Annotated in this window: 25 protein-coding genes; 5 read left to right on the forward strand and 20 right to left on the reverse strand. The window is 59.0% G+C overall.

The genetic code is table 11. The features are described 5' to 3' along the window. Positions 1–29 precede the first annotated feature (29 nt). Positions 30–587 (forward strand): energy-coupling factor transporter transmembrane component T family protein, encoded by a 558-nt coding sequence (locus tag EL217_RS07005; RefSeq protein ID WP_232018410.1) that lies wholly within the window; start codon positions 30–32, stop codon positions 585–587. Positions 588–711: 124 nt separating this feature from the next. On the opposite strand, the gene EL217_RS07010 is transcribed toward EL217_RS07005, so the two are convergent. The 4 genes from EL217_RS07010 to pgsA all read right to left on the reverse strand — a co-directional run bounded on the left by EL217_RS07010 (position 712) and on the right by pgsA (position 3194). Next, positions 712–1569 (reverse strand): PspA/IM30 family protein, encoded by an 858-nt coding sequence (locus EL217_RS07010; RefSeq protein WP_126319241.1) that lies wholly within the window; start codon positions 1567–1569, stop codon positions 712–714. Between the two features lie 133 nt (positions 1570–1702). Next, complete coding sequence (locus tag EL217_RS07015; RefSeq protein ID WP_126319243.1) at positions 1703–2080, reverse strand: helix-turn-helix domain-containing protein; 378 nt, start codon at positions 2078–2080, stop codon at positions 1703–1705. Positions 2081–2088: 8 nt separating this feature from the next. Continuing rightward, positions 2089–2604: a nicotinamide-nucleotide amidohydrolase family protein gene (locus EL217_RS07020; RefSeq protein ID WP_126319245.1), complete on the reverse strand. Its 516-nt coding sequence runs from the start codon at positions 2602–2604 to the stop codon at positions 2089–2091. A gap of 5 nt (positions 2605–2609) precedes the next feature. Further along, entirely contained in the window at positions 2610–3194 is a 585-nt protein-coding gene (pgsA, locus tag EL217_RS07025) for a CDP-diacylglycerol--glycerol-3-phosphate 3-phosphatidyltransferase (RefSeq protein WP_005278833.1), read from the reverse strand. 59 nt (positions 3195–3253) lie between these two features. Between pgsA and EL217_RS07030 the strand changes: the two genes are divergently transcribed. Continuing rightward, positions 3254–3544 carry a YciI family protein gene (locus EL217_RS07030; protein ID WP_126319247.1) on the forward strand — a complete coding sequence of 97 codons (291 nt, stop codon included), beginning with the start codon at positions 3254–3256 and terminating at the stop codon, positions 3542–3544. 10 nt (positions 3545–3554) lie between these two features. Here the strand turns inward: EL217_RS07030 and EL217_RS07035 are convergent, their stop codons facing one another. From EL217_RS07035 to dapB, 7 genes are all read right to left on the reverse strand, one after another. After that, a complete protein-coding gene (locus tag EL217_RS07035) occupies positions 3555–4676 on the reverse strand; it encodes a TerC family protein (protein WP_126319249.1) in 1122 nt (373 codons plus the stop codon). A 169-nt stretch (positions 4677–4845) separates the two neighbouring features. After that, a complete protein-coding gene (locus EL217_RS07040) occupies positions 4846–8052 on the reverse strand; it encodes a DNA translocase FtsK 4TM domain-containing protein (RefSeq protein ID WP_420026262.1) in 3207 nt (1068 codons plus the stop codon). A gap of 272 nt (positions 8053–8324) precedes the next feature. Beyond that, on the reverse strand, positions 8325–8963 hold the full coding sequence (locus EL217_RS07045; protein ID WP_126320045.1) for a TIGR03085 family metal-binding protein: 639 nt from the start codon (positions 8961–8963) through the stop codon (positions 8325–8327). Between the two features lie 65 nt (positions 8964–9028). Next, positions 9029–11173, reverse strand: coding sequence for a ribonuclease J (locus tag EL217_RS07050; protein ID WP_172596719.1), 2145 nt, complete (start codon positions 11171–11173; stop codon positions 9029–9031). Between the two features lie 2 nt (positions 11174–11175). Beyond that, positions 11176–12084, reverse strand: coding sequence for a 4-hydroxy-tetrahydrodipicolinate synthase (gene dapA / locus EL217_RS07055; RefSeq protein WP_126319253.1), 909 nt, complete (start codon positions 12082–12084; stop codon positions 11176–11178). 54 nt (positions 12085–12138) lie between these two features. Beyond that, on the reverse strand, positions 12139–12885 hold the full coding sequence (thyX, locus tag EL217_RS07060; protein ID WP_023022818.1) for an FAD-dependent thymidylate synthase: 747 nt from the start codon (positions 12883–12885) through the stop codon (positions 12139–12141). Between the two features lie 4 nt (positions 12886–12889). Further along, positions 12890–13636 (reverse strand): 4-hydroxy-tetrahydrodipicolinate reductase, encoded by a 747-nt coding sequence (gene dapB / locus EL217_RS07065; RefSeq protein ID WP_005283518.1) that lies wholly within the window; start codon positions 13634–13636, stop codon positions 12890–12892. A gap of 124 nt (positions 13637–13760) precedes the next feature. On the opposite strand from dapB, the gene EL217_RS07070 reads away from it, so the two are divergent. Both EL217_RS07070 and EL217_RS07075 read left to right on the forward strand, forming a co-directional pair. Next, positions 13761–14150 carry a VOC family protein gene (locus EL217_RS07070; RefSeq protein WP_005278808.1) on the forward strand — a complete coding sequence of 130 codons (390 nt, stop codon included), beginning with the start codon at positions 13761–13763 and terminating at the stop codon, positions 14148–14150. A 117-nt stretch (positions 14151–14267) separates the two neighbouring features. Then, positions 14268–14999, forward strand: coding sequence for an AMIN-like domain-containing (lipo)protein (locus EL217_RS07075; RefSeq protein WP_023028899.1), 732 nt, complete (start codon positions 14268–14270; stop codon positions 14997–14999). A gap of 86 nt (positions 15000–15085) precedes the next feature. Here the strand turns inward: EL217_RS07075 and EL217_RS07080 are convergent, their stop codons facing one another. The 4 genes from EL217_RS07080 to EL217_RS07095 form a co-directional block, all read right to left on the reverse strand. Beyond that, positions 15086–17332 (reverse strand): polyribonucleotide nucleotidyltransferase, encoded by a 2247-nt coding sequence (locus EL217_RS07080; protein WP_126319255.1) that lies wholly within the window; start codon positions 17330–17332, stop codon positions 15086–15088. 213 nt (positions 17333–17545) lie between these two features. Continuing rightward, positions 17546–17815 (reverse strand): 30S ribosomal protein S15, encoded by a 270-nt coding sequence (gene rpsO / locus EL217_RS07085; protein WP_005278802.1) that lies wholly within the window; start codon positions 17813–17815, stop codon positions 17546–17548. Between the two features lie 149 nt (positions 17816–17964). Beyond that, the gene (locus EL217_RS07090; protein ID WP_126319257.1) at positions 17965–18906 is read right to left on the reverse strand and encodes a nucleoside hydrolase; all 942 of its coding nucleotides are present in this window, start codon (positions 18904–18906) and stop codon (positions 17965–17967) included. Beyond that, positions 18907–19929, reverse strand: coding sequence for a bifunctional riboflavin kinase/FAD synthetase (locus EL217_RS07095; protein ID WP_126319259.1), 1023 nt, complete (start codon positions 19927–19929; stop codon positions 18907–18909). 23 nt (positions 19930–19952) lie between these two features. On the opposite strand from EL217_RS07095, the gene truB reads away from it, so the two are divergent. Next, on the forward strand, positions 19953–20846 hold the full coding sequence (truB, locus tag EL217_RS07100) for a tRNA pseudouridine(55) synthase TruB (protein WP_023022829.1): 894 nt from the start codon (positions 19953–19955) through the stop codon (positions 20844–20846). Positions 20847–20893: 47 nt separating this feature from the next. Here the strand turns inward: truB and EL217_RS07105 are convergent, their stop codons facing one another. From EL217_RS07105 to rbfA, 5 genes are all read right to left on the reverse strand, one after another. Beyond that, positions 20894–21568 carry a 4'-phosphopantetheinyl transferase family protein gene (locus EL217_RS07105; protein WP_023030580.1) on the reverse strand — a complete coding sequence of 225 codons (675 nt, stop codon included), beginning with the start codon at positions 21566–21568 and terminating at the stop codon, positions 20894–20896. Beyond that, positions 21568–22374 carry a metallophosphoesterase family protein gene (locus EL217_RS07110; protein WP_005278781.1) on the reverse strand — a complete coding sequence of 269 codons (807 nt, stop codon included), beginning with the start codon at positions 22372–22374 and terminating at the stop codon, positions 21568–21570. The genes EL217_RS07105 and EL217_RS07110 overlap by 1 nt, the downstream gene beginning before the upstream one ends. 76 nt (positions 22375–22450) lie before the next feature. Then, positions 22451–23761 carry an MATE family efflux transporter gene (locus EL217_RS07115; protein ID WP_023017326.1) on the reverse strand — a complete coding sequence of 437 codons (1311 nt, stop codon included), beginning with the start codon at positions 23759–23761 and terminating at the stop codon, positions 22451–22453. Further along, positions 23751–24719: a DHH family phosphoesterase gene (locus EL217_RS07120; RefSeq protein ID WP_126319261.1), complete on the reverse strand. Its 969-nt coding sequence runs from the start codon at positions 24717–24719 to the stop codon at positions 23751–23753. The genes EL217_RS07115 and EL217_RS07120 overlap by 11 nt, the downstream gene beginning before the upstream one ends. Next, positions 24720–25163: a 30S ribosome-binding factor RbfA gene (gene rbfA, locus EL217_RS07125; protein ID WP_005278773.1), complete on the reverse strand. Its 444-nt coding sequence runs from the start codon at positions 25161–25163 to the stop codon at positions 24720–24722. Positions 25164–25355 lie beyond the last annotated feature (192 nt).

Below are 25355 nucleotides of genomic sequence, written 5' to 3' on the forward strand. Positions count from 1 at the left end.
ACGTTCCGGGCACGACGGTAATCCACCGGATGAAGCCCAGCTGGAAGATACTCATCTTGCTGGTATTTATCCTGGTTACCAGCATCTTTTTCAACTCTCTGCCGTGGGCAGGCGGTGCGGTGATCGCCGCAGCGCTAACCTATATCATCGCCCGCATCCCCCCACGAATTGCTTGGAGCCAACTCTGGCCGCCCCTGGTCATACTCATTCCCCTAGCAGGTTTCCAATGGTGGGCCAAGGATTTTGACTACGCCGCGGTGATGTTCCTCAATATCTTGGCGGCCATGATTTTGGCCTTTTTGCTGACGCTCACTTCGACCGTCGACGCCATCATGGAGTCGCTGGAAGAATCCCTCCAGCCACTGAATCGTTTCGGCGTCCCGGTAGAAAACATCAGCTTGGCGATGTCCCTGACTATCCGCCTCATCCCCCTCATGTTCGAAACGGTCTACGAGGTTCTCGATGCCCGCAAGGCTCGCGGCGCTGGCTTCTCCCCCTCGGCCTTTGTCACGCCCGTCATCATTCGCTCAATTCGGCGCGCTCGGGCCATTGGCGAAGCCCTTCAGGCCCGCGGCGTCGGTGACTAAGAAAACTTAGGCACATACACTGCTAGCGCCACAAAGCCTCCGACTTCCCCACCGCTAAACGCGGCAAAGGAAAGATCGGAGGCTATTTTTCAATTAGCGCTACGACAAGCGCGGGATGAGGAAGTTACTCTCCACGCAGCTCTCGCAAGCGAGCCTGGACGGCATCATCATTCGAGGTCGGCTGCGCTGCCTGATCCGCAGCAGAGCCAGAGGCCTTATTGCCCTCGATGGCCTGGGTGCGGTTAGATTCTACGGACTTCGTGGAGTTCATCTCGCTACGGATCTGCTCCAAGCGGGAGTGGCCGGCCATCTGGATGCCCGCCTGCTGCACCTCGGCCATACGGTTTTCGACGGAATTTTCCGCCAACTCCGCTTGGCCCAGAGCCTTGGAGTAACGGCGCTCAATCTTATCGCGCACGGCATCGAGCGAAGGCGTGTTGCCGCCTGCAGAAAGCTCGTTCATGGAGTTCAAAGACTCGGAAACCTTTTCCTGCATCTTTGCCTGCTCCAGCTGCGATAGCAGCTTCGAACGCTCATCAACCTTCTGGCGCAGGGCGGCATTATTGCGCTCAACAGCGCGCTTCGCTTGCTCAGCTTGTTGCAACGCCTGGTCGTGAAGCTTCTTCGTGTCCTCCACGGACTCCTCTGCGGTCACCAGCTGAGCGGCAAAGGCCTCGGCGGCGTTCTCGTACTCCACGGCCTTGTTTTCATCACCATTGGCGCGTGCCTTATCCGCAAGCTCGAGCGCCTGGCGGGTATTGCCCTGCAGCTTTTCGACCTCGGCTAGGCGACGGTTAAGTTGCATCTCCAGCTGGCGCTGATTGCCAATGACCGCCGCGGCCTGCTGCGAAAGCTCTTGGTGCTGACGTTGGGCATCTTCGATGGCCTGCTCAATCTGAATTTTCGGATCGGCATTCTCTTCGATTTTATTATCGAACAGTGCCATCAGGTACTTCCAACCCTTAACAAATGGATTCGCCATTATGCTCTAGACCTTTCTAGGGAATGTGGTAATGCGTCGCGTTGTCGTGTTCATAGTAACCCAACGCCTAGGGCTCTGCCGCTACTAATCGCAGGTATCCACCGCGGCTATTCTTTTCAGAATCCCGCACGCGTTAAAGCTCAGAAGCAGCCGGCGCGGTATGCGCGAGCTCTTCATCCATCGACGGCAGAGCCATATAACCGGCAGCCTCGATCAAGACGTCAGACACAGACGCGTCGAGCGCATGGCACACGGAGGCCAATAGCTCAGAAGAAACTTCCTTGCGGCCTCGCTCGAGCTCTGACAAGTAGCCCGGTGACACGCGGGCGACGCTAGCCAATTCGCGCAGGGTAACTGACTTATCCGCGCGGAATGCGCGCAGAGTCAAGCCCAATGCTTCACGCAAAAGTGGCTCGGGGGCACGGGCAGGTTGTGGCGCCGATGGTGCCGCTGCCGCAGGTTCCGCGGCAGTCTGCGCCGAGTTGTCGAGGACTGCTGTAGAAATGTTCATCGTAAGTTTTAACGCTCCTTCGATGAAATTTGTTCCCCACTGGTAGGAAAATTTTTGATGATCGCACCAAGTTGGGCGATCGCAACTCCTACCGTGGCCTTTCTAATTTGGTTTCGTTCAGTGCCCAAGTCACGCAAGCAAAAAGACTGCGCTATGCGCCCGGCGGAATAGATTCCTAAAAATACCGTGCCGGGTTCTTTTCCTTCTTGTTTATCGGGCCCAGCGACGCCGGTAAGCCCTAAACCCCAATCCGCCCCGGTTTCCGCAGCAGCGGCGCGAGCCATATCAACTGCAGTTTCGCCAGAGACGACGCCTACGCGCTCGATCTCTGAGACTGGTTTGTCCAGAAAGTGAGATTTCACCTCGGTGGCATAGGTGATAAGGCCACCGCGCAAGACGGCAGACGCGCCTGGCACCGAAGCGATAGTAGCGCTGGCTAAGCCGGCAGTCAGCGACTCGCAAAAAGCCACGGTTTCGTGGCGCTCTGTTAATAAGGCAACGAGGTCAGATTCTGTAAAGGTCATTGCGTTTAGCTATTTTGCTTTTGTCCATCGATGAGATACTGCACGCCGGTAACGACCGTAACCACGACGGCCATCCACATGATGAAGGAGGTAGGAATATCCATCCACGAGGGAAGCGGCCACAAGTATAAGCCCACGGCGAAGGACTGCAGGACGGTCTTTAGCTTGCCGCCTTTAGAGGCTGGGACAACTTTTCCGCGGCGCAGCAAGGCCATGCGCCAGATGGTGATGCCGAATTCCCGGATCAGAATAATGACGGTGACCCAGACCGAAAGCTGATCGACGATATTGAGGCAGACAAGCGCTGTGGTCATGAGCGCTTTATCAGCAATGGGGTCGGCAATCTTGCCAAAATCGGTAATCAACCCGCGGGCGCGGGCAATATCGCCATCGAGCTTATCCGTGAGCATTAAGGCGGCGAAGACGCCAAAAGACCACCACTGGTGGCCGCCGATGACCAGCCATGCAAAGACCGGAATGAAAACGATACGCAGGCAGGTGAGGAAATTTGGCAGATTCCAATTAGAGACCTGCGGATTCACTTCCGAGGACTGCGCTGACTGTGCTCCGGGTTGATTCACCCTATACATACTACCCGCTAAGGTTATGGTCTCGCGGCACACTCCCCCGAGAATTTATACTGTCCGGTATGAAATATTTTGCAGTCAATTATGAATACAACCCGGCCAACCCAGAGATAGCGAAGGTCCGCCCGGCCCACCGCGAGTTCACCGGGAAACTATTTGATGAGGGCACCATCGTGGCCTCGGGACCGTTCACGGATTCCCAAGGCGGCGCGCTCATCATTGTGCGCTTTAACAATGATGACACCGAGGTAGCCGATGTCATCCAGCTGATGAACGATGATCCCTTCTATCAAGAAGGCTGCCTCCAGGGCCGCAGCTTCCGCGAGTGGAATCCGGTTAAAGCCCGCTTCTAGGCTCTCTCCCCTAGTTGGGTAGGTCTTCCTTGGACAGATCCTCGGCCCTGCCCAGGTAATCGCCGCGCGTATTACGCACGATCTTATTTCCTTCCTCGTCCCAGTCGTAGTGGTTGTGGGATACAGCCACTACGCCTTGGGTTTTATCGCGCATGTTCTTGATAACCGATGCAAGAACCGTGATGACCAAGACTCCAACGATAACCACCAGCGAGCCGATCGTGGAGATTTCTGGCACGGATTCAATGTTGTCGCCGCCATTGATAAACGGCAGGTTATTCTCGTGCAACGCGTGGAAAAGCAGCTTGACGCCGATGAAGCCCAAGATGATGCCCAGGCCATAAGGCAGGTAGACGAGGCGGTCCAAGAGGCCATCGATAAGAAAGTACATTTGGCGCAGGCCCATCAACGCGAATGCGTTGGTGGTAAAGACCAAAAACGCCTCTGAGGTAATGCCGTAGATTGCCGGGATGGAGTCGAAGGCAAACATGACATCGATAAGCCCAATGGATACCAGCGCGACGAATAACGGCGTGAAGGCGAACTTGCCCTTCTTAGAGCCATCGTCCACGCGGTGGGTGAGCTTATCCCCGTGGTACTGCGGGGTAACATCTACCGCCTTGCGCACGAGCTTGATGATGGCCATATCGTTCGGGTTGGTCTCCGGCGCGTCCCGAATCTCATCGATGACCAACTTGATGGCGGTGTAGAGCAGGAAGATGGCAAAGAGATAGAAGATATCGGACCACGCCGCGATAACCGCCGCGCCCAACAGGATGAATACGAGGCGGAAGACGAGGGCGATGATGATGCCGATGAGCAGCACCTTTTGCTGGTACTTGCGCGGGATTTTAAAGGATCCCATGATAAGCGCAAATACGAAGAGGTTATCCACGGAAAGCGCCTGCTCAGTGACATAACCGGTAAAGAATTGGATGCCGTGCTCGTGGCCCCACACGGCCCACACGACGCCGCCAAAAACTACGGCGACGCAAATATAGAAAAGGGTCCACAGGCCCGACTCTTTCAGGGTGGGCTCATGTGGACTGCGCACGTGAGAATAAAAGTCGAATATAAAAAAGGCTAAAATCACCGCACCGGTAACCAGCCACACCCACAATGGGACGTTCATCGCGAGATCCCTCCGGTCGAATTTACTTTAAGAAAGTGACCGGAGGTCTCCCCCGCCCAGCGGATATTCCTCGCTGGGCCGACACGACCGGGAGCGCACAGCTACCGTGTTGACGATCTATGCCGAATGTGGGGTACTCCCCTCCAAGACCGTGACCATCTTACACTACTTAGAAGGCCCCGGACGATGGGTTATAGGTCGCTTGCACCGTCCGCGTATCGGAATCGGGCGAGTCGGGGGCATCGGAAAGAGCGGAATCTGCGAAATCACCAGCATCATCGTCTTCTTCCTGGTTCATCTCGTCCTGGATTTCCTTGGGGGCATCGGCAGGGTCGGCACCCTTAATCATCCACAGGATGGTGTCGAGCTCTTCTGGCTTGACCAGCACCTCGCGAGCCTTGGAGCCTTCCGATGGCCCGACGACGCCGCGCGATTCCATCAGGTCCATCAGGCGGCCGGCCTTGGCAAAGCCAATGCGCAGCTTGCGCTGCAGCATCGAGGTGGAACCCAACTGGGCGGTGACCACCAGCTCGACGGCCTCGAGGAGGTCATCCATGTCCTTGCCAATGTCATCGTCGATCTCCTTCTTCGCCTCAGACTGCTTTTCCTCGGTCACGCCCTCGGTGTAGTTCGGGGCGGCCTGGGATTTAGCGGCCTCGACGACATCCATGACCTCGTCATCGGAAACGAATGCACCCTGCATGCGCACTGGGCGCTTGCCCTGCGGGATAAATAGACCATCGCCCATGCCGATGAGCTTTTCCGCACCGCCTTGGTCCAAGATGACACGGGAGTCGGTCAAGGACGAGGTGGCAAAGGCCAAGCGGGAAGGCACGTTGGTCTTGATGAGGCCGGTGACCACATCGACGGACGGGCGCTGGGTGGCCAGCACCAAGTGAATGCCGGCAGCGCGGGCCTTCTGGGTGATGCGGACGATGGAGTCCTCGATCTCCTTCGGGGCGGTCATCATCAAGTCCGCCAGCTCGTCGACGACGCAGACGATATAAGGGTACGGCCGGACCTCGCGCTCGGAACCTGCCGGTGCCTGGTATTCGCCGGAGACTACCTTGCGGTTATAGTCCTCGATCTTGCGCACGCGCGCGGCCTTCATATCCATGTACCGCTGCTCCATCTCTTCCACCAGCCACTGGAGGGCCGCGGCGGCCTTCTTCGGCTGGGTAATGATGGGCGTAATCAGGTGCGGGATGCCCTCATACGGCGTGAGCTCCACCATCTTTGGATCGACAAGGATCAGGCGTACCTGCTCCGGGGTGGCGCGGGTAAGCAGCGAGACCAGCATGGAGTTCACGAACGCGGACTTACCGGAACCGGTAGCGCCGGCAACCAGCAGGTGCGGCATCTTCTGCACGGAAAAGGACGTGTATTCGCCCTCGATATCCTTGCCCAGGCCAATCAACATTGGGTCCGGGGAAGACGTCATGTTGGGCGCGTCCAAGACCTCGCGCAGGTGGACCATTTCGCGGTCTGGGTTAGGAACCTCAATACCCACTGCGGACTTGCCCGGAATCGGGGTGAGCAAGCGCAGGTTATCGGTAGCCACGGCATAGGCCAGGTTGGATTGCAGGTTCGTAATCTTCGAAACCTTAACGCCTGGTCCAAGCTCAATCTCATAGCGGGTCACCGTGGGGCCACGGCTAAAGCCAGTTACCTGAGCATTGACGTTGAACTCTTCGAAGACATCGGTAATGGCCTCGATGATGCGGTCATTGATCTCGGTGCGTTCCTTCGCAGGCGTGCCTGGGGTTAGCAGATCGGTAGAGGGCACCGCATAGTTGTCGTTGCCAAATTGCGCAGGCGCGGGCGCTTGGGGCTGTGTGGCAGGCTGTTCCGCCGCCGCGGTGGATTCCACCTTTGCGCCGGTGGCCGCATCGCGCCCAGAGCGCTCGCGGAATAGGCGCCGGGCTTCCTCGTGCGCCGAAGACACGGCATCGGAGCCGGCCTTGGCAGCACTTGCGGCGGCTCCAGCGGCACCAGCGGCAGCGGCACCCTTGGCCTTGCCCGCGGCACCAGCAGCCCCGGCCGCCCCAGAAGCAGCAGCACCAGCGGTACCCGCGGCGCGACCAACGCGTGAAGCTGCATCGCCCTTCTTGCGGCCGGCGGAAGAACCACCAGTGGCAGAACCCAAGACGCGGGTGGGTTCGCTTTCTGGCAGCGCAGGTTGGGCGGATTCCGTGTCGTCTGCGTATTCGGCGTCATCTACTGCCGGGAAGGCATCGGTATCCCCCATGCTGGAATCCGTGCCGTATCCCAGTTCTTCGTCGCTGCGGTCTACGGGCTCATAACCCGCACGGACTGGGGTGTTGAAGGCGACGGTGTGGTCGTCTGCGGGGGCATCGTCAAGCGACTGCACCGGATAGGAGCTGCCGGTCTTGCGCAGGGCGGACGTGCCGCGACGCTTCGGCGCAGGACGCTCGGAGCGCTCGCGGCCATGTGCAATATCGTCGATATCGCCAGACACGTGGCCGTAGAGATCGTCCTCGTCTGCGTCCTCATAGTCCGCATCGCTGCCGCCAAAGCGGGAAAAGGCCGAACGCAGCGAATCAGCTACGAGTTCATAGGCCTCGCGGATGGTAATACCCGTAACCAGCAGCGCGCCGTAAATGATGACGAGGAAGAGCAGGGGTACTGCAACATACGAGGTAAACGCGGCATCCAGAATCCCGCCGATTGCAAAGCCGACGATACCGCCGGCCCCGCCCGCGGTATCGGTGGTAAATCCGAGCGGCGGATTACCGGCAAAGATGTGGATGAGGCTCAGCATCGCCAGCACGATGATCGTCGTGCCGCCCGCAATGCGCGGATTAATGCGCCCGGATGGACCATCCATTTCCATCATGAGCGAAATGGCCAGCGCGACGAGCGCAATGGGAAGCACCCACGCGCCGGCGCCGATGACGTAGCGCACCAGGTTGCCCACCCAGGCGCCCACCTGGCCGGCGACGCCAAACCATACGGTGGCGGCGAGGACGATGGCTACGCCGATGAGCACCAGGGCAACCGCATCCGGATTATTGACTCGCAACCCGCCCTGAGAAGGAGTCGCCGCCTCCTCGGCAGCCTGTGCCTCCTCCTCGGCTGCGATATCGCGCGCGCGAGTTACCTTACTTTTCTTCTTTTTCCCGGCGCTATCAGAAATTTCCTGTGGCTCCCTTGTTCTCTCGAAATCCTCCGTGCCGTCAGCAGTTACATCCTGGCTCGGCTTCAGGCCCGCAAGGCCATTGCCTAGGCCGCGGGCAACATTGCCCATTCCGCGCGCGGTGGCACCAAATGCAGAGCCAAGCCCCTTGCCGACGGCCCGAAATGCGCTCCCCGTACGCTCTTGCGTCGTTCCTGCCGCGCGCCCAGACGAGGTCATCTCCAGCGTCTCTGGCACACCGGCGCTGGACTGGCTGCGGCCAGACGGCCGCGACCGGTTCGCTTTCCGGCCAGGCGCGCTTTTTGATGCTCGCGTCTGGTTCCGGCGCGATCCGCGAGAGGAGGCATTTTTGACAGACATGTCATTTACCTTAACCGGAAAACCCCACAAATCACATACGCCACACGCGTGGCAGAACTAGTTAACCGAGAAATGTCCCGAGTTCGGGCTAAAAAGGTGCAGCACAGGCCGCAAAAGCGGCTTTTTCTAGCCTACAGGGTTGACATCTTGATGGCTGACTCGTCGCCATTGATGGCGACCTGCACGACATCGCGCCCGTACGCCCACAGCAGGAGTTCGCCAACCTCTCCGCTTACGCGGACCACGCGATCGCCGCGATCGGCTACCCCGTGCTTGTCTGCCACGACGATGCGCTGCATCCCGTCCGGCTGCAGGATCACCGGCTGGGTGGATTTACGCAGGCTCAATTTGGCCCAGATCTTCAAAAAACGGTGCAGCTTCTTCTGCACGGCCACAGAAAAATCACGGGGTTCGGTCTGGCCATTGGCGCGGCGGATATCCTCGTGGTGGATGAAATGTTCGCCCAAATTTTGCTGGGCATCGAGAAAACGTGCGGGGTTAAACTTTGCCGGCCCCCTCCCCCAGGCATCGACAAGCTCATCGAAATCGCGGCGGGCAACCTTGGCGGATTCCTTTTCCAAGTGGGGCTGCAGGACCGAAAGGAACATGCCCGCTGCGGCATCGGGACGGTTTTCCCGCACCCACAGGTGGGCAACTAAGTCACGCGTGGTCCAACCCTCACACAGCGTGGGGGCGTCTGGACCTAGCTGATGAAAAAGCGCGACCATCTTGGCGCGTTCGGAAGATGAAAACGACATGTGCCCCAGCATACCGAGGACATCGAAATGCTGGGGCACAGAAACTATGCCGGAATTAAATCCTTTTGTAGCAGAACCTACAGGGACTCGCGGCTGGCGTCGACATCGGCGTCATCAGCAAGCAGCGTGCCTGAATTCGTCGGCACGATGGTGGGCAAAATGACCGGCTCGCGCTTGTACTTGGAATCCATGAGCTTGGAGACCTTGCGGCGCAGCTTTTGCACCATCCGGTAGGTGTCATTCTCGCCCTCTGCGGCGAGATCATTCATGGTGTTTTCCACCATCTCCGCAACCTCGGGCACAACACCCCGGTCATCATCGGAGAAACCGGTGGTTGCCACGGTTGGGTGCTCGAGCAGGCGGGAAGTGCGGTTATCAATCACGCAGGTAATGGATACCACGCCGCCGGCGCCCAGGTTGGTGCGGTCTGCCAAGGTATCGGCATCGACATCGCCCATGGACACGCCATCGACGTAGAGGTGGCCAACCTGCAGCTGCCCGACGACCTCCGCGCGGCCCTTGCGCAGATCCACCACAACGCCGTTTTGCGCCAAGACCGTCCGGTCGCGGGCCACGCCGGTGGAAATCGCCAATTCCTTATTGGCGCGCAGGTGGCGCCACTCGCCGTGGACCGGCATGGCATTGCGCGGGCGCGCCGCGTTGTACAGGAAGAGCAGCTCGCCGGAGTAGCCGTGGCCAGATGCGTGGACCTTGACGTCCTGGTTGGTGATGACGTTGGCACCAATCTGGGACAGCATATTGATAACGCCGAAGACGGCCTCTTCGTTGCCCGGGATGAGCGAGGAAGAGAAGATGATGGTATCGCCATCGCGCACCGTAATCTGGCGGTGCTCGCGGCGGGCCATGCGGGACAGCGCAGCCATTGGCTCACCTTGCGTACCGGTGGTAATGAGCATGGTCTTGTGCGGGGCCATCTTCGCGGCCTCATCGATGGGGATGATGGTGCCGCGAGGGACCTTCAAAAAGCCCATCTTTTCCGCGATCTCCATATTGCGCATCATCGATCGGCCATTGAAGGCCACCTTGCGGCCATTGGCCACGGCAGCATCGATGGCAGCCTGCACGCGGTAGACGTTCGAGGCGAAGGAGGCCAAGATGACGCGCTGCTTCGCATTAGCCACCAAGCGCTTGAAGTTGGCTGGGATATCGCCCTCGGAGGCGGATACGCCCGGCACGGTGGCGTTGGTGGAATCGCACAGCATGAGGTCAACGCCCTCGTCGCCGTAACGAGACAGCGCCGGAAGGTCGGTCGGACGGTTATCCAACGGGGTTTGGTCCAGCTTGATATCACCGGTGTGGATGATATTCCCGGCCGGGGTGCCTAGCATGATGCCGAGCGCATCCGGCACGGAGTGGTTAACCGCCCAGAAGCGAACGCGGAAGCAGCCGTAGGTCACGTCAGACTTTTCGTTGACCTCAACGAACTTCGGCTTCTGGCGGTGTTCCTTACACTTGGCCGCAATGAGCGCGATGGTGAAACGGGAGGCCACGATGGGGATATCCGGGCGCAGCTTCAGCAGCCACGGGATGGCACCGATGTGGTCTTCGTGGGCGTGGGTGACCACGAGGGCCTTGACCTTGTCGATCTTTTTTTCAATCGGCCCGAAGTCCGGCAGGATGAGGTCCACGCCAGGCTCGCCAGACGACGGGAAGAGCACGCCGCAGTCAATGATGAGCAGCTCATCGCCGTATTCAAAGACGGTCATGTTGCGGCCGATTTCGGAGATACCGCCCAAGGCGTAGATGCGCAGGGTATCCTTCGCCTGCTTAGGCGGTTCCGGCAGGCGCTTGGTCAAATCAGCGCCCTGCATCGACTTCGGCACGTTGCGGCGGCCGCGGTTATTGTTATTGCGGCCACGGCCCTTGCCATTGCCGTTCTTTCCGTTGCCACCGCTGTTGTTCTTGTTATTGCCGCCGTGGTTATTGCCACCTTGGCCATTGCCATTATTGCCGTTTCCGCCACGGCCACGGCCGCGGCCGCCACGGGAACGCGAGCGGCGGCCGTTGTTATCGCCGTCGTTCTTATTATCGGCAGAGTTATTCTTGCCAGAGTTGCCCTGCTCCTCATTTCCGGCAGTGCCGGCGTTATTGGCAGGGGCCTGAAATACGGGCGAAGCCGCCTCATTGGAGGCGGTCTCAGTTTCCGAAGGTGGACCCGCCTTGCGGGTGACCTTGCGGGAACGGTTACGGGGTTCAGTCATTCTTAAAGGACTCCAGATTGTTCCAAATCACGGCGAAGTACCTCGCGTTCCTCCTCGCTCGCGGCGGTAACAGGAAGGCGGGGATCGCCAACTTCAAAGCCCTGCAGGCGCAGAGCTTCCTTTGCAAATGTCGCTCCGCCCAACCGCGCCTGAGCGCGGGTCAGTGGAAGAAGCGTTGAGTAATTTATTTCTTGCGCGCGGGCCAAATCGCCCGCATCGAAAGCTTCATAGAGTTCTACCAAGGCACGAGGTGCAGCGTGGCCGATGACGGAGATGAAACCCGAAGCGCCGAGGGATAGCCACGGCAGGTTAATCGGATCATCACCGGAGTACCACGCCAAGTCGGTTTCTTGGATGAGTTCTGCGGCCGCGGAAAGATCGCCCTTGGCGTCTTTCACGGCTTGGATAGTCGGCAATTCCGCAAGGCGGCGGAGCGTATCCGACGCCACTGGGATGCCCGAGCGGCCAGGGATGTCATAGACGCAAATCGGCAGATCCGTTGAATCAGCAACTGCGGCAAAATGCTCGTAGACGCCCTGTTGGGAGGGCTTGGAATAATACGGAGTCACCACGAGCAAGCTATCGGCTCCTGCGGCGGCGGACGCTTGGGCAACCTCGATCGAGGTTGCGGTGTTATTCGTTCCGGCGCCCGCACAGATCCGGACGCGGTCTCCCACTTCCTCTTTTACGGCCTTGAGCAGCTCCAACTTTTCGTCCAAGGACGTGGTAGGAGACTCGCCCGTCGTTCCACCCAAGATGAGTGAATCCACGCCGTTGTCTACGAGATGAGCTGCCAGGCGGCGACCCGCTTCTACATCCAGCGCACCGTCACGATCAAACGGAGTGACCATGGCGACGCCAATGCGACCGAAGGTGTCAACGCCAGTCTTTGCTGTCATACCTGTGCTCATAGCCGTCAAGGTTACCCGCTAGGGCACCTTTTGGCCGCATCGGGGTGGCGCGTGTTAAGCGTAAGGGCTTGCGGCCATCTGCGTTCCATCGGCCAACGTGGTGATATGGAAGTCATCGAAAAGCGCTGGTGCTTGGTCTTGCAAATGCTTCAAGCACTCTACCGCCACTTCGCGCAATTCCGTATCAGCGTGCTCGGCCGCCCGCGCCCCAATGAAGTGGCGCCACGCGCGGTAATTGCCGGTAACGACGAGCCTCGTTTCCGTCGCATTGGGCAAAACCGCGCGCGCCGCCTGCCGCGCCTGCTTCTTTCGCAGCAGCGCATTCGGCTCATCCAGCTTTTCTTCCAAGGCCTCGAGCAGCTCATCGTAGACAAAACGGGTGTCATCCACGGCCTGCATGACCAACCGGCGCAATTGTTCATCTTCTTCCACCAGCTTGGGCAGCGCTACGTGCATCTCATTGGGATGCACAAAGCGCTGGGATAGCTGCGAAAAGGAAAAGTGCCGGTGGCGCACCAATTCATGGCTGGCTGAGCGCGAGAGCCCCGTAATGTACATCGTTGCCGTGGCGTGTTCCAACAACGCAGTATGTCCTACCTCCATAATGTGGTGCAGGTAGGCGGAGTTCGTCGCGGTCCGCGGGTTGGGTTTGTCAAAAGACTCATAACACGCCCGTCCCGCGAATTCGACGAGGGCCTCGCCATCGGTCGCCGTCTCATCGGCACGCCACTGCGTTCCCTGCGGCGGGTGAAACTCGGTGGCGGCAATGAGCTGGATTTTTAGCTCACTCGCAGTGGCCATACCGTTACAGCCCCAGGTACTTGTCTAGCCCGACGACCAATCCCGGGTGCTGCGCAATCTCGCGCACGCCGACCAAAACGCCAGGAGTAAAGGAGGAACGGTCGTAGGAATCCTGGCGGATGGTCAGGGATTGCCCCTGCGCACCGAAAATAACCTCTTCGTGGGCCACCATGCCGCGGGTACGCACGGCATGTACTGGGATTCCGTCTACATTCGCACCACGCGCGCCCTCGAGGGACTTTTCCGTCGCATCCGGCATCTCGCCCAATTCGGCATCGCGGCGCGCCTGAGCAATGGCCTCTGCGGTGTGGATGGCGGTACCGGAAGGCGCATCCAGCTTAGTGGGGTGGTGAAACTCCACGACCTCTGCGGTCTCGAAGAACTTCGCTGCCTGCTTGGCAAGCACCATGGTCATCACGGCAGAGATGGCGAAATTCGGTGCGATCAGCACGTTTCCAGCACCCTCTTGGCGGGTCCACTGCTCCACCTGGTCCAAGCGCTCTTTATCAAAGCCAGTGGTGCCCACCACGCAGTGAATGCCGTTCGCGATGCAAAACTCCAGGTTCCCCATCACTGAATCAGGCTGGGTGAAATCTACGATGACCTCTGCGTGATTATCAACCAATTGCTGCAGGTCATCCCCGCGGCTAATTTCCGCTACGAGCTCTAAGTCATCTTCGGCATTAACGCCTTCAACAATCGCCTTGCCGACGCGCCCTTGCGCTCCCAAGACTCCTACTTTGATCGCCATTGCGGGTCTCACTTTCTTAACGACTTTGAGTAAATCCTTTGTTTCTTTCCCATCCTATCGCGCTCGCCCATCCGGGGCGGGCGGGCGTCCGAACGGCAAAAATACCACTGCTAGACTGGGCGTCATGCAGATTTATATTGCGTCCGTTCCAGTAGATGACGTTGCTCGCGCCCACGATTTTTATGTCGATGTCCTAGGTTTCCGGGTAAAAGATGACGTCACACACGGCGATTTCCGGTGGCTTACGGTCACCAACGCGGACGGCGATGGCAGCGTTGAACTGCTCCTTGAGCCCAAGGGCCACCCTGCCGCTAAGACGTACACCGAGGCGCTGAAGGCGGATAATATCCCGGTCACCCAATTCTTATCGCAGGATGTGGAAAAAGAATACGCTGAGCTAAAGGACAAGGGCGTGGACTTTACCATGGAGCCCACCGACGTTGGCCCCTCCATTATCGCAGTCTTTGACGATACCGTGGGTAACCTCATCCAGCTCGTCCAATTGAAGCGTTAGGCCACACCTTCGCTAGTTTCCCTTGTACAACAATTGCATCACTTCCCCAGTTGGGCCACTTGTGTACCGGTAGAATTGAAAGAGACAACAAGGTAGACAACCTAGGAAGTGGTCACAATGTCTCGATCTACTCTCACCCGCGTTATCGCTGCTGGCGCCGGCATGAGCTGCATGCTCTCGCTGGCTGCTTGCGCTAACCCCAGCGATGACGAGGCCGCCGATGCCTCATTCGCTACGCAGCAGGAATCCACCAGCTCCACGGCGGAATCGACCACGTCTTCGGCAAAGAAATCAGAGCCTTCCACAACGAACACCGCCGATGACCCAACCAAGACGGTAGAAGACACTGCCCCGTTAAGCCATCATCAGCAACACGCGCAGGGCAATGATCCAAAACCTGCTTTCGGCGGCATGGGCACGCCCTCCCTCGAGGATCAGCGCCACCTGCCTCCTGGCCTGGGTGGCCTCGTTCCCACTGGGATACGGGTAGCCGCGCATGACTCTTTTACCCGCGTCGTGGTTGATCTTGAAGGTGACGGCGAAGCCGGGTGGTTTACTACCTATACGGATCAGCCCGCCCACCAGGCATCGGGACTTCCGGTCGAGGTCAAAGGCGCTACATTCCTCAATCTTGGTATCGAGGGCACCCCGTGGCCATCAACACCAGAGTTAGAGCAAAGGTTCATGGATTCTGGCATCACCCCAGGTGCCGGTGTCGTGCAAGAGATCAACTACACCACCACCTTCGAGGCGCAAACGCAGTTGGTCATCGGGTTAAAGAAGCAAACGCCTTATTCCGTGACCTTCTTGCAGAACCCCAAACGCCTCGTGCTTGATTTCCAAAACTAAGTGATCACGGCGCAGGCATAGAAAATGGCCCTGTTTCCCACCATATCCGGGAAACAGGGCCACTGCTCTAAAGAGCGTCTGAGGGATTAGTCCTCTACTGGCACCAAGGAGATCTTGCCGCGGTTATCAATATCCGCGATTTCTACCTGTACCTTATCGCCAACGTTTACGACATCTTCGACCTTCTCGATGCGCTCGTCCCCACCCAGGTTGGAGATGTGGATCAATCCATCGCGGCCTGGGGTCAAGGAAACGAAGGCGCCGAATGGAACGGTCTTGACTACCGTGCCGAGAAAGCGCTCGCCCACCTTGGGCAACTGCGGGTTGGCAATGGAGTTAACCTTTTCGATCGCAGCGTCTGCGGCCTCGCCAGTAACTGCAGAGATGTAGACCGTGCCATCGTCCTCAATCGAGACATCAGCACCGGTATCTTCGGTGATCTGGTTGATGGTCTTGCCCTTAGGGCCGATGAGCTCACCGATCTTGTTGACCGGAATCTTCACCGAGGTGATCTTCGGGGCTAGGCCAGACATCTCATCTGGGGAATCGATGACCTCAGCCATGGTTTCCAGAATGGTCGCGCGGGCATCGCGGGCCTGTTCGAGCGCCTGGGCCAAGACCTTAGAAGGAATGCCGTCCAGCTTCGTGTCCAGCTGCAACGCAGTGATGAATTCGGAGGTACCTGCAACCTTGAAGTCCATGTCGCCGAAGACATCTTCGGCGCCGAGGATATCGGTCAGTGCCACGAACTTTTCCTTGCCCTTGACCTCACCGGAGACCAAGCCCATGGCGATGCCGGCTACCGGCGCCTTGAGCGGAACACCCGCGTTGTAGAGGGACAGGGTGGATGCGCAGACTGAGCCCATGGAGGTGGAACCATTGGAGCCGAGTGCCTCAGAGACCTGGCGGATGGCATACGGGAAATCCTCGCGCGACGGGATGACCGGAAGCAGGGCGCGCTCGGCGAGCGCACCGTGGCCGATTTCGCGGCGCTTGGGTGAGCCCACGCGGCCGGTCTCACCGGTAGAAAATGGCGGGAAGTTGTAGTGGTGCATGTAACGCTTGGACTCGATAGGAGTAAGCGAGTCGATCTGCTGCTCCATCTTCAACATATCCAGGGTGGTGACACCGAGGATCTGCGTCTCACCGCGCTCGAACAAGGAAGAACCGTGCGCGCGTGGTACCAAGTCAACTTCAACGGACAGGTCGCGGATATCGGTTAGCCCGCGGCCATCGATGCGGAAGCCATCGGTCAAGATCTTGCGGCGCACGATCTTCTTCATGACCTCGTTATAAGCAGCGCGAATCTGCTTGGAGGCCACTGCCTCTTCCAGGTCAGCAAACTGCGGCAGCAGGTCTTGTTCGACCTGCTCCATGTGTTCGTTCGTGGCCTCGTCGCGCTCCTGCTTGCCCGGGATCGTCAGCAAGCTCTCCAGCTTCTTGGAAGCGGCCTTTTCCACGGCGGCGAAGACATCGTCTTCATACGCTGGGAAGAGCGGGAACTCCTGGGTCTCCTTGGCGGTGCGCTCTGCCAGGCCGTTCTGGGCCTCACACAGGGTCTTAATGAACGGCTTGGCTGCCTCGAGGCCCTCGGCAACGGCGGCTTCTTGCGGTGCCGGGGCGCCATCGGCAATGCGCTCAGCAACGTTGGTGCCGGCGCCAGCTTCCACCATCATGATGGCGACGTCTTCTTTACGGCCCTTAGTAACGATGCGGCCTGCGACCACCATTTCAAACAGCGCGCGCTCGTGCTGCTCGTGGTTCGGGAACGCCACCCACTGGCCTTCTGGGTGCTTGTCATCAGCGATGAGCGCCATGCGCACGCCGCCGACGGCGCCGGAGACCGGCAGGCCGGAAAGCTGGGTTGCTGCGGACGCGCCGTTGATGGCTACGACGTCGTAGTACTCTTCTGGGTCCTGCGACAGGACGGTGATGACCACCTGCACTTCGTTGCGCAGGCCCTTGACAAAGGTGGGGCGCAGCGGGCGGTCGATGAGGCGGCAGGCCAAGATGGCCTCGGTGGAGGGACGCCCCTCGCGGCGGAAGAAGGAGCCGGGGATCTTGCCGGCTGCGTACATGCGCTCTTCCACGTCCACGGTAAGTGGGAAGAAGTCAAAGTTCTCGCGCGGCTGGTTCGAGGCAGTCGTGGTGGCCAGCAGCATCGTGTCATCATCGAGGTACGTAGTTACGGAACCATCTGCTTGGCGGGCCAGCTGGCCGGTTTCGAAACGTACCGTGCGGGTGCCAAAGTCCCCGTTGTCGAGGACGGCGATAGCTTCGGTAATACCGAATTCTTCATCGATATTGAACTCTACGGAGTTCTGAACGCTCATCTAGTAATTCTCCTTGAATGTTTTAGGCGATCGTCGGTGCCGCCTTTTCCACATTGTTTTTGACAACGGTGAAAATTCTAACAGAGATTCCGCACTTCTGAGCTACGGCAACCGCAATCGCCCCTGCTCCCTACAAGGATTAAGAGGGTATAAAACCACTAATTCCCCTTGCCGCAGGGCAAGGGGAAAAATTCGGCTGCAGCCGCGTCGCAATTAGCGGCGCAGGCCCAGGCGGGAAATCAGATCACGGTAACGATCCACGTTGTTTTCTGCCAAGTACTTCAGCAGGCCACGACGACGACCAACCATCAGCAGCAGACCACGACGGGAGTGGTGATCGTGCTTGTGGAACTTCAGGTGCTCCGTCAAAGTGTTGATGCGGGAGGTCAGCAGGGCAACCTGTGCCTCGGGGGAACCGGTGTCGGTCTCGTGCAGGCCGTACTCCTTGAGGATTTCGGCCTTCTTCTCAGTGGTCAATGCCATGAGTATTTCTCCTTTATTTCAGTCCACACTATTCTTCAACGCGCAGCGCCGCCGTGGCGAGCTCCGCGTGCCGCAACTGTCGTGAACCACAGTCGCTAAGCCAACTGGTCATCTTACAGCCAATTAGCGTGGCAAATCAAAACGCTGCACTACTTGGCGCCCACCGTGCGGAAAAGTTCCTCGAGGCGGTCCACGAATTCACGGACAAAGCGCTCGTTGTCCACGCCCACGGCCACCTTCGCGGTAGGTTCCTGGCTCAGCCGGGTTTCATCGGCAATGGTGCGCCCGCGGGTGGGGCCTTGCGTATCCGTTTTCATATTGGTTTCGATGACCTCTACCAACGACGGATCTGCGGCTACCGCCACGGCCAGCGGATCGTGCAGGCCGCAACCGCCCAGGTGAGGAGCCGTGGTGGCATAAGCGCGAATGTAGTAATCCACCATATCGGCGAAAACCTCGCCCGCGGTCGTTCCGGTTGCCCGCCAGCGCGCGGTTTCTTTTTCCGTCAAGAGGGTGCGCAAGGTGACATCAAGGCCGACCATGATGACATCTTGGCTGTGTCGGAAGAGGTAATCGGTGGCATCCGGGTCTTGGGAAATATTGGCCTCTGCCCACGCGGAGACGTTGCCAGGAACGGTCAGCGCCCCGCCCATCATGACGATGTGGGCGTTGGCGGCAAAGGTGGCATCGGCAAGCATAGCCTGGGCGATGGTCGTCGACGGACCTGTGGGAATAATGACCAGGTCATCACCGTAATCGCGCACGGCCTGCAAGAGGAAATCCGTGGCCGACTGGGCGTCCTCGGTCTTATCGGACGGGGTAAGCGCGACCTCGCCCACGCCATTCTGGCCGTGAATGAACGAGGAAATCTCGCTGGGCTGGAAACCGTCCGGGCTGGGGCCGGCAAAGACCGGGATATCGGGCCTATCTAGCAATTCCAGCAGCGCCAGGGTATTGCGCACCGCCAGCGGCACCGTGACGTTGCCATAAGTGCAGGTCACTCCAATGAGCTCAAGATCGGGGTGGGCCAGGGCATAAGCCAAGGCCAAAGCATCATCAATGCCGGTATCAAGATCGAGGATGGCCTTCATTTACTTCTCCTTTAAGAAATAGTCTTCGCTATCGCAGCCCTGCGCACGGGCATCGGCAGCCAGCACCGTGCGGGCGGCTGCGACGTCTTGGGCCATGGCTTCCAAAAGCTCATCGACGGAATGGAACTTCACCATATCGCGCAGGTGGCCCACGAATTTCACAGTTGCCTCATAGCCATAAAGATCGGCATCGCGGTCCAAGACAAAAGACTCCACGGACCGCTCTTCATCACCAAAAGTGGGATTCGTACCGACGGAAATCGCCGCAGCATAGGCTACTTCGGGCTGCATATCCCCATCGAGGGGCGAATCAGAATGCACAATGAACCAACCGGCATAGACACCGTCCGCGGGAATGGCAACGGTATCCGGGAAATACTGGTTGGCCGTAGGAAAGCCCAGCTCCTTGCCGCCGCGCCCCGCACCGCACACCACGGGTCCGGTCACCGTAAAGTGCCGGCCAAGCGCCCAATTCGCCGATTCTATTGCGCCCCGGGACAGGCTCTGGCGAATATAGGTGGAACAAATCTGAACGCCGTCTTCATCCAGCAGCGGGATGATATCGACGCTGAATCCAAACTCCTCGCCCAGCTGCCGCATGGCTTCCGCGGTGCCGCTGGCACCAGCGCCGAAGGTAAAGTTCTCCCCCACCACCACGTGCTGCGCATGGAGTTTTCCCACCAAGAGGTCGCGCACATAGGGCCGCGGTTCCACGCCCTCAAGCTCCTTGGTGAAGTCAATGACAAGCACCATCTCGATGCCCATTTCTTCCGCGAGCTCCAGCCTGCGCTCGAAGCTCACCACGGACACCGGGGCGCGCTCCGGCAAGAAAACCGAGACCGGGTGCGGGTCAAAGGTCACCATGACGGGGACCTGATTATTCGCCCGCGCATGCTCCACGCAGGCAGAAACGAGCTGTTGGTGGCCGCGGTGCAAGCCATCGAAGACGCCAATGGTTACCGAGGTCGGCCCCACATCCGCGGGGATGTCATCGATTCCGTAACAAATATCCACGAAATCCATCGTAGAGCATAGACTTGTACCCTATGACTGATGCGCTCGCACATTCCGGACTTGTCATCGTTGATAAGCCTGCCGGCATGACCTCTCACGATGTTGTTAACCGCCTACGCAGGTATTTTCACACTAAAAAGGTCGGCCATGCCGGCACCCTGGATCCCATGGCGACAGGGGTGCTGGTCCTCGGCATCGAACGCGGCACCAAATTCCTCGCGCACATGGTCGCCTCCACCAAGTCTTATTCAGCTACCATCCGCCTCGGCGCTTCTACCACCACCGATGATGCCGAGGGCGAATTTCGCTGGGGCAAGCCTGCGGCCGCACTGCACCGTTCCGCCATCGAGGCCGAAGTTGCCGCATTGACCGGCGAGATTATGCAAAAGCCCGCCGCGGTGTCCGCCATCAAGATCAAAGGCAAAAGGGCGCATGAATTGGTGCGGGAGGGCAAAGAGGTAGATATCCCGACCCGCCCGGTCACCGTCCACAGCTTTGATATTCATGACCTGCGCGCCGAGGGCGATTTTATTGACCTCGATGTATCCGTGGAGTGTTCCTCCGGCACCTATATCCGCTCCTTGGCGCGCGATATGGGCGAGGCCCTGGGCGTCGGCGGGCATTTAACCGCCCTGCGCCGCACTACGGTGGGGCCCTTTGCGCTTGCCGATGCCCACATGCTCGACGATCTTGCCGAAAACCCCAGCCTATCCTTGAGCCTCGATGAGGCGCTCAAGCGCAGTTTCCCCGTCCTGCCCGTCACCGAGGACGAGGCCGCCGCTTTAGCGATGGGCAAATGGTTAGAGCCGCGCGGGCTGTCCGGGGTTCATGCGGCGGTAGCCCCCAATGGCCAGGCCATCGCGCTCATTAAGGAGAAGGGCAAAAGGCTGGCCACGGTCTTTGTGGCGCGGCCGTCCACCCTCTAAGTCGGTGGCTGAGGGCATTGCTCGAGGAGATCTGAGCGGGTTTCTGTTCAGGCTGAAAAATCAAGGGCCGGAACCAGCGTAGAAACCACGACATAACCGCCCTCTAGAATCCACTTCCCGGTGATAAACGGCACTGGCGTGGGGCGGGCTAGGATATAGGAAATGAAGGTGCCATCCTCGCGGATATCGATCTCTGCTTGATCGAAATCGAGCCACCGATGTGTCATGGGAAACCACGCCTTATAGGTCGCCTCCTTGGCGCAAAACAGCAGGCGGTCTGGGCAGTGCACCCCCGCCTTTTCTAGGCGCGGCAGCTGCGGCATTTCCCCGGCCCGAGCGATCATGGTCAAGACGTGATCGGGCAGGCGCTGCGCCGGCTCCGCATCAAGGCCAATGGAGCGAAAATCCATGGTGGAGGCCACCACCGCTGCGCGCAGGCCCTCCGTATGCGTCATGGATCCAATAAATCCTTCGGGCCACAGCGGCATGCCCCGCTCCCCGCGCAGGATCGGGTTCGAGCCTGTAAAGCCCAGCTCGCGCAGGGCCTGGTGCGCACACCAGCGGGCATCGCCAAATTCGGATTTCCGGATATCAACCGCGTGCGAGACTATGGACTGTTCTTTAGGGTCAAGATGCTCATAGTTGAGCAGATCGGACTCGCGGGCATCCGTACGCACATAGCAATAACGGGTAGTTTCTGGGAATAGGTCGGGATAAAGCATTAATTCACCTCCCCAAAGGTTGAGGTAACTGGGTATGGCCAGGCAATACGGTGCGGCTGGTTACGCCATTCGCGCGGGTAACCTAGGGAGACTTCGATATGGTCTACCCCATCCACATTCATCTTTGAGGGCATGTGCAGGTGGCCGTAAATGACTGCCTCTGCCTTGTATCGACGCGGCCACGAACGCGTATGGCGCGAGCCGCTCCACAGGGCGATTTCCGGGAAGCGCAGCACCATCGTGGGCTCTTGCACCAATGGCCAGTGGTTGATCAAGATGGTTGGGCCCTGCACTCGGGATAAACGCTTAATGGAATACGCCAAGCGGTCCCAACACCACGCGCGCACGTCTACAAAAGGGGCGATAGCTACCTCATCGGTCATGACAAGCTTTTTGGCGCGCGCCTGCTGCACCGCTTCTTCCACCGAGGTCCCCGGTGGGCGGAAGCTGTAGTCATACAGGGTAAAAAGTGGCACGATCGTTATTCCGTTAAAGACCGGGTAAGGGTCCTCCGGGGTGATAACGCCGATCTCCCGGCAGGCGGCAACCAGGTGATCGTATTTTTCGCGCCCCTTGTACTGGTCTTGGGAACGGGAAAATAACTCGTGATTGCCCGGCGCCCAAATAACGGTGTCATAGCGCGCGGCCAAGTCCCGCAAGATGCGCACGATAAGCTCGCTGCGCTCTGCAACATCGCCTGCCACAATGAGCCAATCTGCGGGATCTGGTGGGGCTAGCTCTGCAATGCGCGCAAAGTTGTCACTGATCGCGCCGTGCAGGTCTGCTACTGCCCATAACGTTGGCATTGCCGCTCCCACCCGCCTTCCTCATTCATCTTCTAAAGTGCTGTTATTACTCGCTACAGCCACTGTAGCGCAGGTACTACTCTGCTATTACAGCCCATTTCATAGAATAGAAGCGGTAGACCACGCCAATCAGGCGGAAGGAAATGAACGCGGCCAAGCCGCACCACACACCGGTAAGGCCCGTGCCCATGGCATGAGCGAGGAGCACGCCGGGCAAAAATCCCAGAAGAACCGAGGCGATAGTCAGGCTGCGCAGGAATGCCGCGTCCCCTGCTCCCAGCAAAACACCGTCGAGGGCAAAGACCACGCCGCCGGCGATGACCATGCCAACGAGGATCCACCACGGTTGGCTCATGGCATCAATGACCTCCTGCGAGGAGGTAAACACGCGCGGGATGACCCCGGCCCCGGCGGCGAAAACCAAGGCGAGGAAGGCGGAAAAGATGGTGGAATACATCACTACCTTGCTTCCCACGCTGCGCGCGTGGCGCGCCGAACCAGCGCCCAAAGCTGCGCCGGTCAAGGCCTGGGCGGCAATAGCCAGGGAGTCCAAAATCAGCGACATGAAATTCCACAGCTGCATCATGATTTGGTGGCCACCCAAGGCCGCAGTGCCCACGCGGGACACCACGGCCGTGGCGGTAAGAAAGGCCACCTGGAAGCTGGCGGAGCGCAAGATCAGATCGCGGCCCAAGATGAGCTGTTCGCGCACGATGTGCCAACGAAATGCCCACGAGCCTTCGTGCTGTTTATACAGCTCGCGCACGAAGAGGCTCGCGATAATGCTCATTCCCATTACGGTGGCGATGGCAGAACCGGCAAGGCCCCACCAGTACACGAATGCGGGTACAGCAATGGCGCCGGGAATCATTCCGGCGAGGGTGAAATAGAGCGGCTTCTTGGTATTTTGTACGCCGCGCATCCAGCCATTTCCGGCCATTTCCACCAGTGTTACGGGAATGGCCAGCGCGGCAATCCGCAGCCACAGCGCGGTGCCGGCCGCCGTAGTGGGATCTCCGGTAAGCCACTGGGCAAATACGCCGCCGAAGATCCACATAATAATGGCCAAAAGCCCGCCGACGCCTAAAGCCACATAGGTAGCTTGCACGCCTTCCGCTACAGCCTCGGCGCGCTTTCCAGCGCCAAACAGGCGGGACGAGCGGGCCGTAGTGCCGTAGGACAAGAAGGTCAGCTGCGTGGTCACCACGGTATGGATCGTGGTTGCCGCGGCGAGCGAAGCCAGTTCCTGGGCACCCAAGCGCCCCACCACTGCGGTATCGAGCAGGAGGTAGAGCGGCATCGCGGCCAGGACGCCAAGCGCAGGAAACGCGAGGCCAAAGACCTCGCGTGCGCTTACTGTCGTGGGGGTTGACTGCCTAGTGCTCATCGATGGCACTCACCAGCTCCGCAACGATGGCTTCTTCGCTTCCCTGTGTCATGTACCCGGCAGCCGGAACATGCCCGCCGCCGCCAAATTGGGCTGCAAGTTCTGCGCAATTAATCGCCGTCGAACGCAGCGATACCGCCCAAATCCCGGCCGACTGCTCCTTAAAGACCACGCCCAACTGCGTGCCCTCAAGGGCGCGCACGAAATCCACCAGGGATTCCACTGCGGAGTCCGAATGACCTTCGATATCGGCTAGGCCCGCGATGAGGATACCTATGCCCAGCTCACCGGCATGTTCAATGCGCAGTCCCGCGAGCACGCGGCCGACCATCTGCAGATCATCAGGGGTCGTGGCATCGAGTAAATCCGTGGCGATCTGCTTGGTGTCCAGGCCATAGTGCATCAAACGGGTGGCCACATCGTGCATGGCGGGCCTGCCCCACCGGAAACTACCCGTATCGGTCAAAAGGCCGACGTACAGGCAATGCGCGATGGTGTTTTCTATCTGCACCGACAGCATGTCCAGGATGGTCAAGATGGCCACCGTGGTGGACTCGCACTCTGAATCAACCAAGTTCACGGAGCCAAATCCAGGATTGGATGAGTGGTGATCGATGCACAACACGCGCCCTGCCGCCGCCAGCTCGGCGATGTCTGCGGAAAATAGGCCGGTGCGGTCGATCGACCCGCAATCCACGGTGACATAAACGTCATAGCCCTGCGGTAGCTCTCGGGTAACCTTGACCTGATCCGCTCCTGGAATGGAGTAAAGGTTAGGCGCAAAGTCCTTATCCTGGCCGATGACCGCGCAGGCATCCTTCCCGCTTTGCTGCATGGCTAAGAGCAGTGCCGTGGCCGAACCAATGGCATCGGCATCCGGGCGCAAGTGGGTGATAATACAGATGCTTTGCGCGCCGGAGATGGCATCGACTGCGTCCTGATATTCCTTGCGGGTCACTTAAGCCTCGTCTTCATCGGAGGTCTTATATGGGTTGGCCTCACCCGCGGGCTGGGCATTTTCCTTCAGCTTCGCTAGCTCTTCATCGCGAGCCCGAGCGCGCGCCAAAAGCTCTTCCATGTGCGCGGAGGCCTCTGGGACGGTATCGAGCTCAAAAGTCAGGGTTGGGGTAAAGCGCACGGAGAGCTGATCGCCAACGATCTTGCGCAACTGCCCCTTCGCGCGCTTGAGTGCTTCCTCAGCCTGGTCATAATCGGGTTCTGCCTCGATATCGTGGCCGCGCACCGTGTAAAAGACGGTAGCGTCGTGCAAATCACCGGTGACGCGGGCGTCGGTCACGGTGACCATCTCCAGGCGGCGATCCTTAATCTGCAGCTCAATCGCGCTAGCCACGATTTCCTGAATTCGTTTTGCTAGCCGCGCCGCACGTGCGTGATCGACCATGAGAACCTCCAAGCTAAAGGGGAAAAATTTATTCCTAAATTACCGTGTCGCGGTATCAGAAACTACCAGTTTAGTAACTCACCGCACCCAATGGAAACCGCTTGAAAATCCCGCACGCGAAAACGCGAAACGGCCCGTGATACCTGCCTCACCTAATGGCCAAACTCCGTGGAGAAAGGCCCTCAAGGCGGG

Source organism: Corynebacterium segmentosum (genome assembly GCF_900637825.1).
Taxonomy (GTDB): Bacteria; Actinomycetota; Actinomycetes; order Mycobacteriales; family Mycobacteriaceae; genus Corynebacterium; species Corynebacterium accolens.

Bases quoted from the DNA above. Each gene is read 5' to 3' on its own strand.
- EL217_RS07005 (WP_232018410.1), top strand. From the start codon at position 30: ATGAAGCCCAGCTGGAAGATACTCATCTTGCTGGTATTTATCCTGGTT.
- EL217_RS07010 (WP_126319241.1), bottom strand. From the start codon at position 1,569: ATGGCGAATCCATTTGTTAAGGGTTGGAAGTACCTGATGGCACTGTTC.
- EL217_RS07015 (WP_126319243.1), bottom strand. From the start codon at position 2,080: ATGAACATTTCTACAGCAGTCCTCGACAACTCGGCGCAGACTGCCGCG.
- EL217_RS07020 (WP_126319245.1), bottom strand. From the start codon at position 2,604: ATGACCTTTACAGAATCTGACCTCGTTGCCTTATTAACAGAGCGCCAC.
- pgsA (WP_005278833.1), bottom strand. From the start codon at position 3,194: ATGTATAGGGTGAATCAACCCGGAGCACAGTCAGCGCAGTCCTCGGAA.
- EL217_RS07030 (WP_126319247.1), top strand. From the start codon at position 3,254: ATGAAATATTTTGCAGTCAATTATGAATACAACCCGGCCAACCCAGAG.
- EL217_RS07035 (WP_126319249.1), bottom strand. From the start codon at position 4,676: ATGAACGTCCCATTGTGGGTGTGGCTGGTTACCGGTGCGGTGATTTTA.
- EL217_RS07040 (WP_420026262.1), bottom strand. From the start codon at position 8,052: ATGACCTCGTCTGGGCGCGCGGCAGGAACGACGCAAGAGCGTACGGGG.
- EL217_RS07045 (WP_126320045.1), bottom strand. From the start codon at position 8,963: ATGCTGGGGCACATGTCGTTTTCATCTTCCGAACGCGCCAAGATGGTC.
- EL217_RS07050 (WP_172596719.1), bottom strand. From the start codon at position 11,173: ATGACTGAACCCCGTAACCGTTCCCGCAAGGTCACCCGCAAGGCGGGT.
- dapA (WP_126319253.1), bottom strand. From the start codon at position 12,084: ATGAGCACAGGTATGACAGCAAAGACTGGCGTTGACACCTTCGGTCGC.
- thyX (WP_023022818.1), bottom strand. From the start codon at position 12,885: ATGGCCACTGCGAGTGAGCTAAAAATCCAGCTCATTGCCGCCACCGAG.
- dapB (WP_005283518.1), bottom strand. From the start codon at position 13,636: ATGGCGATCAAAGTAGGAGTCTTGGGAGCGCAAGGGCGCGTCGGCAAG.
- EL217_RS07070 (WP_005278808.1), top strand. From the start codon at position 13,761: ATGCAGATTTATATTGCGTCCGTTCCAGTAGATGACGTTGCTCGCGCC.
- EL217_RS07075 (WP_023028899.1), top strand. From the start codon at position 14,268: ATGTCTCGATCTACTCTCACCCGCGTTATCGCTGCTGGCGCCGGCATG.
- EL217_RS07080 (WP_126319255.1), bottom strand. From the start codon at position 17,332: ATGAGCGTTCAGAACTCCGTAGAGTTCAATATCGATGAAGAATTCGGT.
- rpsO (WP_005278802.1), bottom strand. From the start codon at position 17,815: ATGGCATTGACCACTGAGAAGAAGGCCGAAATCCTCAAGGAGTACGGC.
- EL217_RS07090 (WP_126319257.1), bottom strand. From the start codon at position 18,906: ATGAAGGCCATCCTCGATCTTGATACCGGCATTGATGATGCTTTGGCC.
- EL217_RS07095 (WP_126319259.1), bottom strand. From the start codon at position 19,929: ATGGATTTCGTGGATATTTGTTACGGAATCGATGACATCCCCGCGGAT.
- truB (WP_023022829.1), top strand. From the start codon at position 19,953: ATGACTGATGCGCTCGCACATTCCGGACTTGTCATCGTTGATAAGCCT.
- EL217_RS07105 (WP_023030580.1), bottom strand. From the start codon at position 21,568: ATGCTTTATCCCGACCTATTCCCAGAAACTACCCGTTATTGCTATGTG.
- EL217_RS07110 (WP_005278781.1), bottom strand. From the start codon at position 22,374: ATGCCAACGTTATGGGCAGTAGCAGACCTGCACGGCGCGATCAGTGAC.
- EL217_RS07115 (WP_023017326.1), bottom strand. From the start codon at position 23,761: ATGAGCACTAGGCAGTCAACCCCCACGACAGTAAGCGCACGCGAGGTC.
- rbfA (WP_005278773.1), bottom strand. From the start codon at position 25,163: ATGGTCGATCACGCACGTGCGGCGCGGCTAGCAAAACGAATTCAGGAA.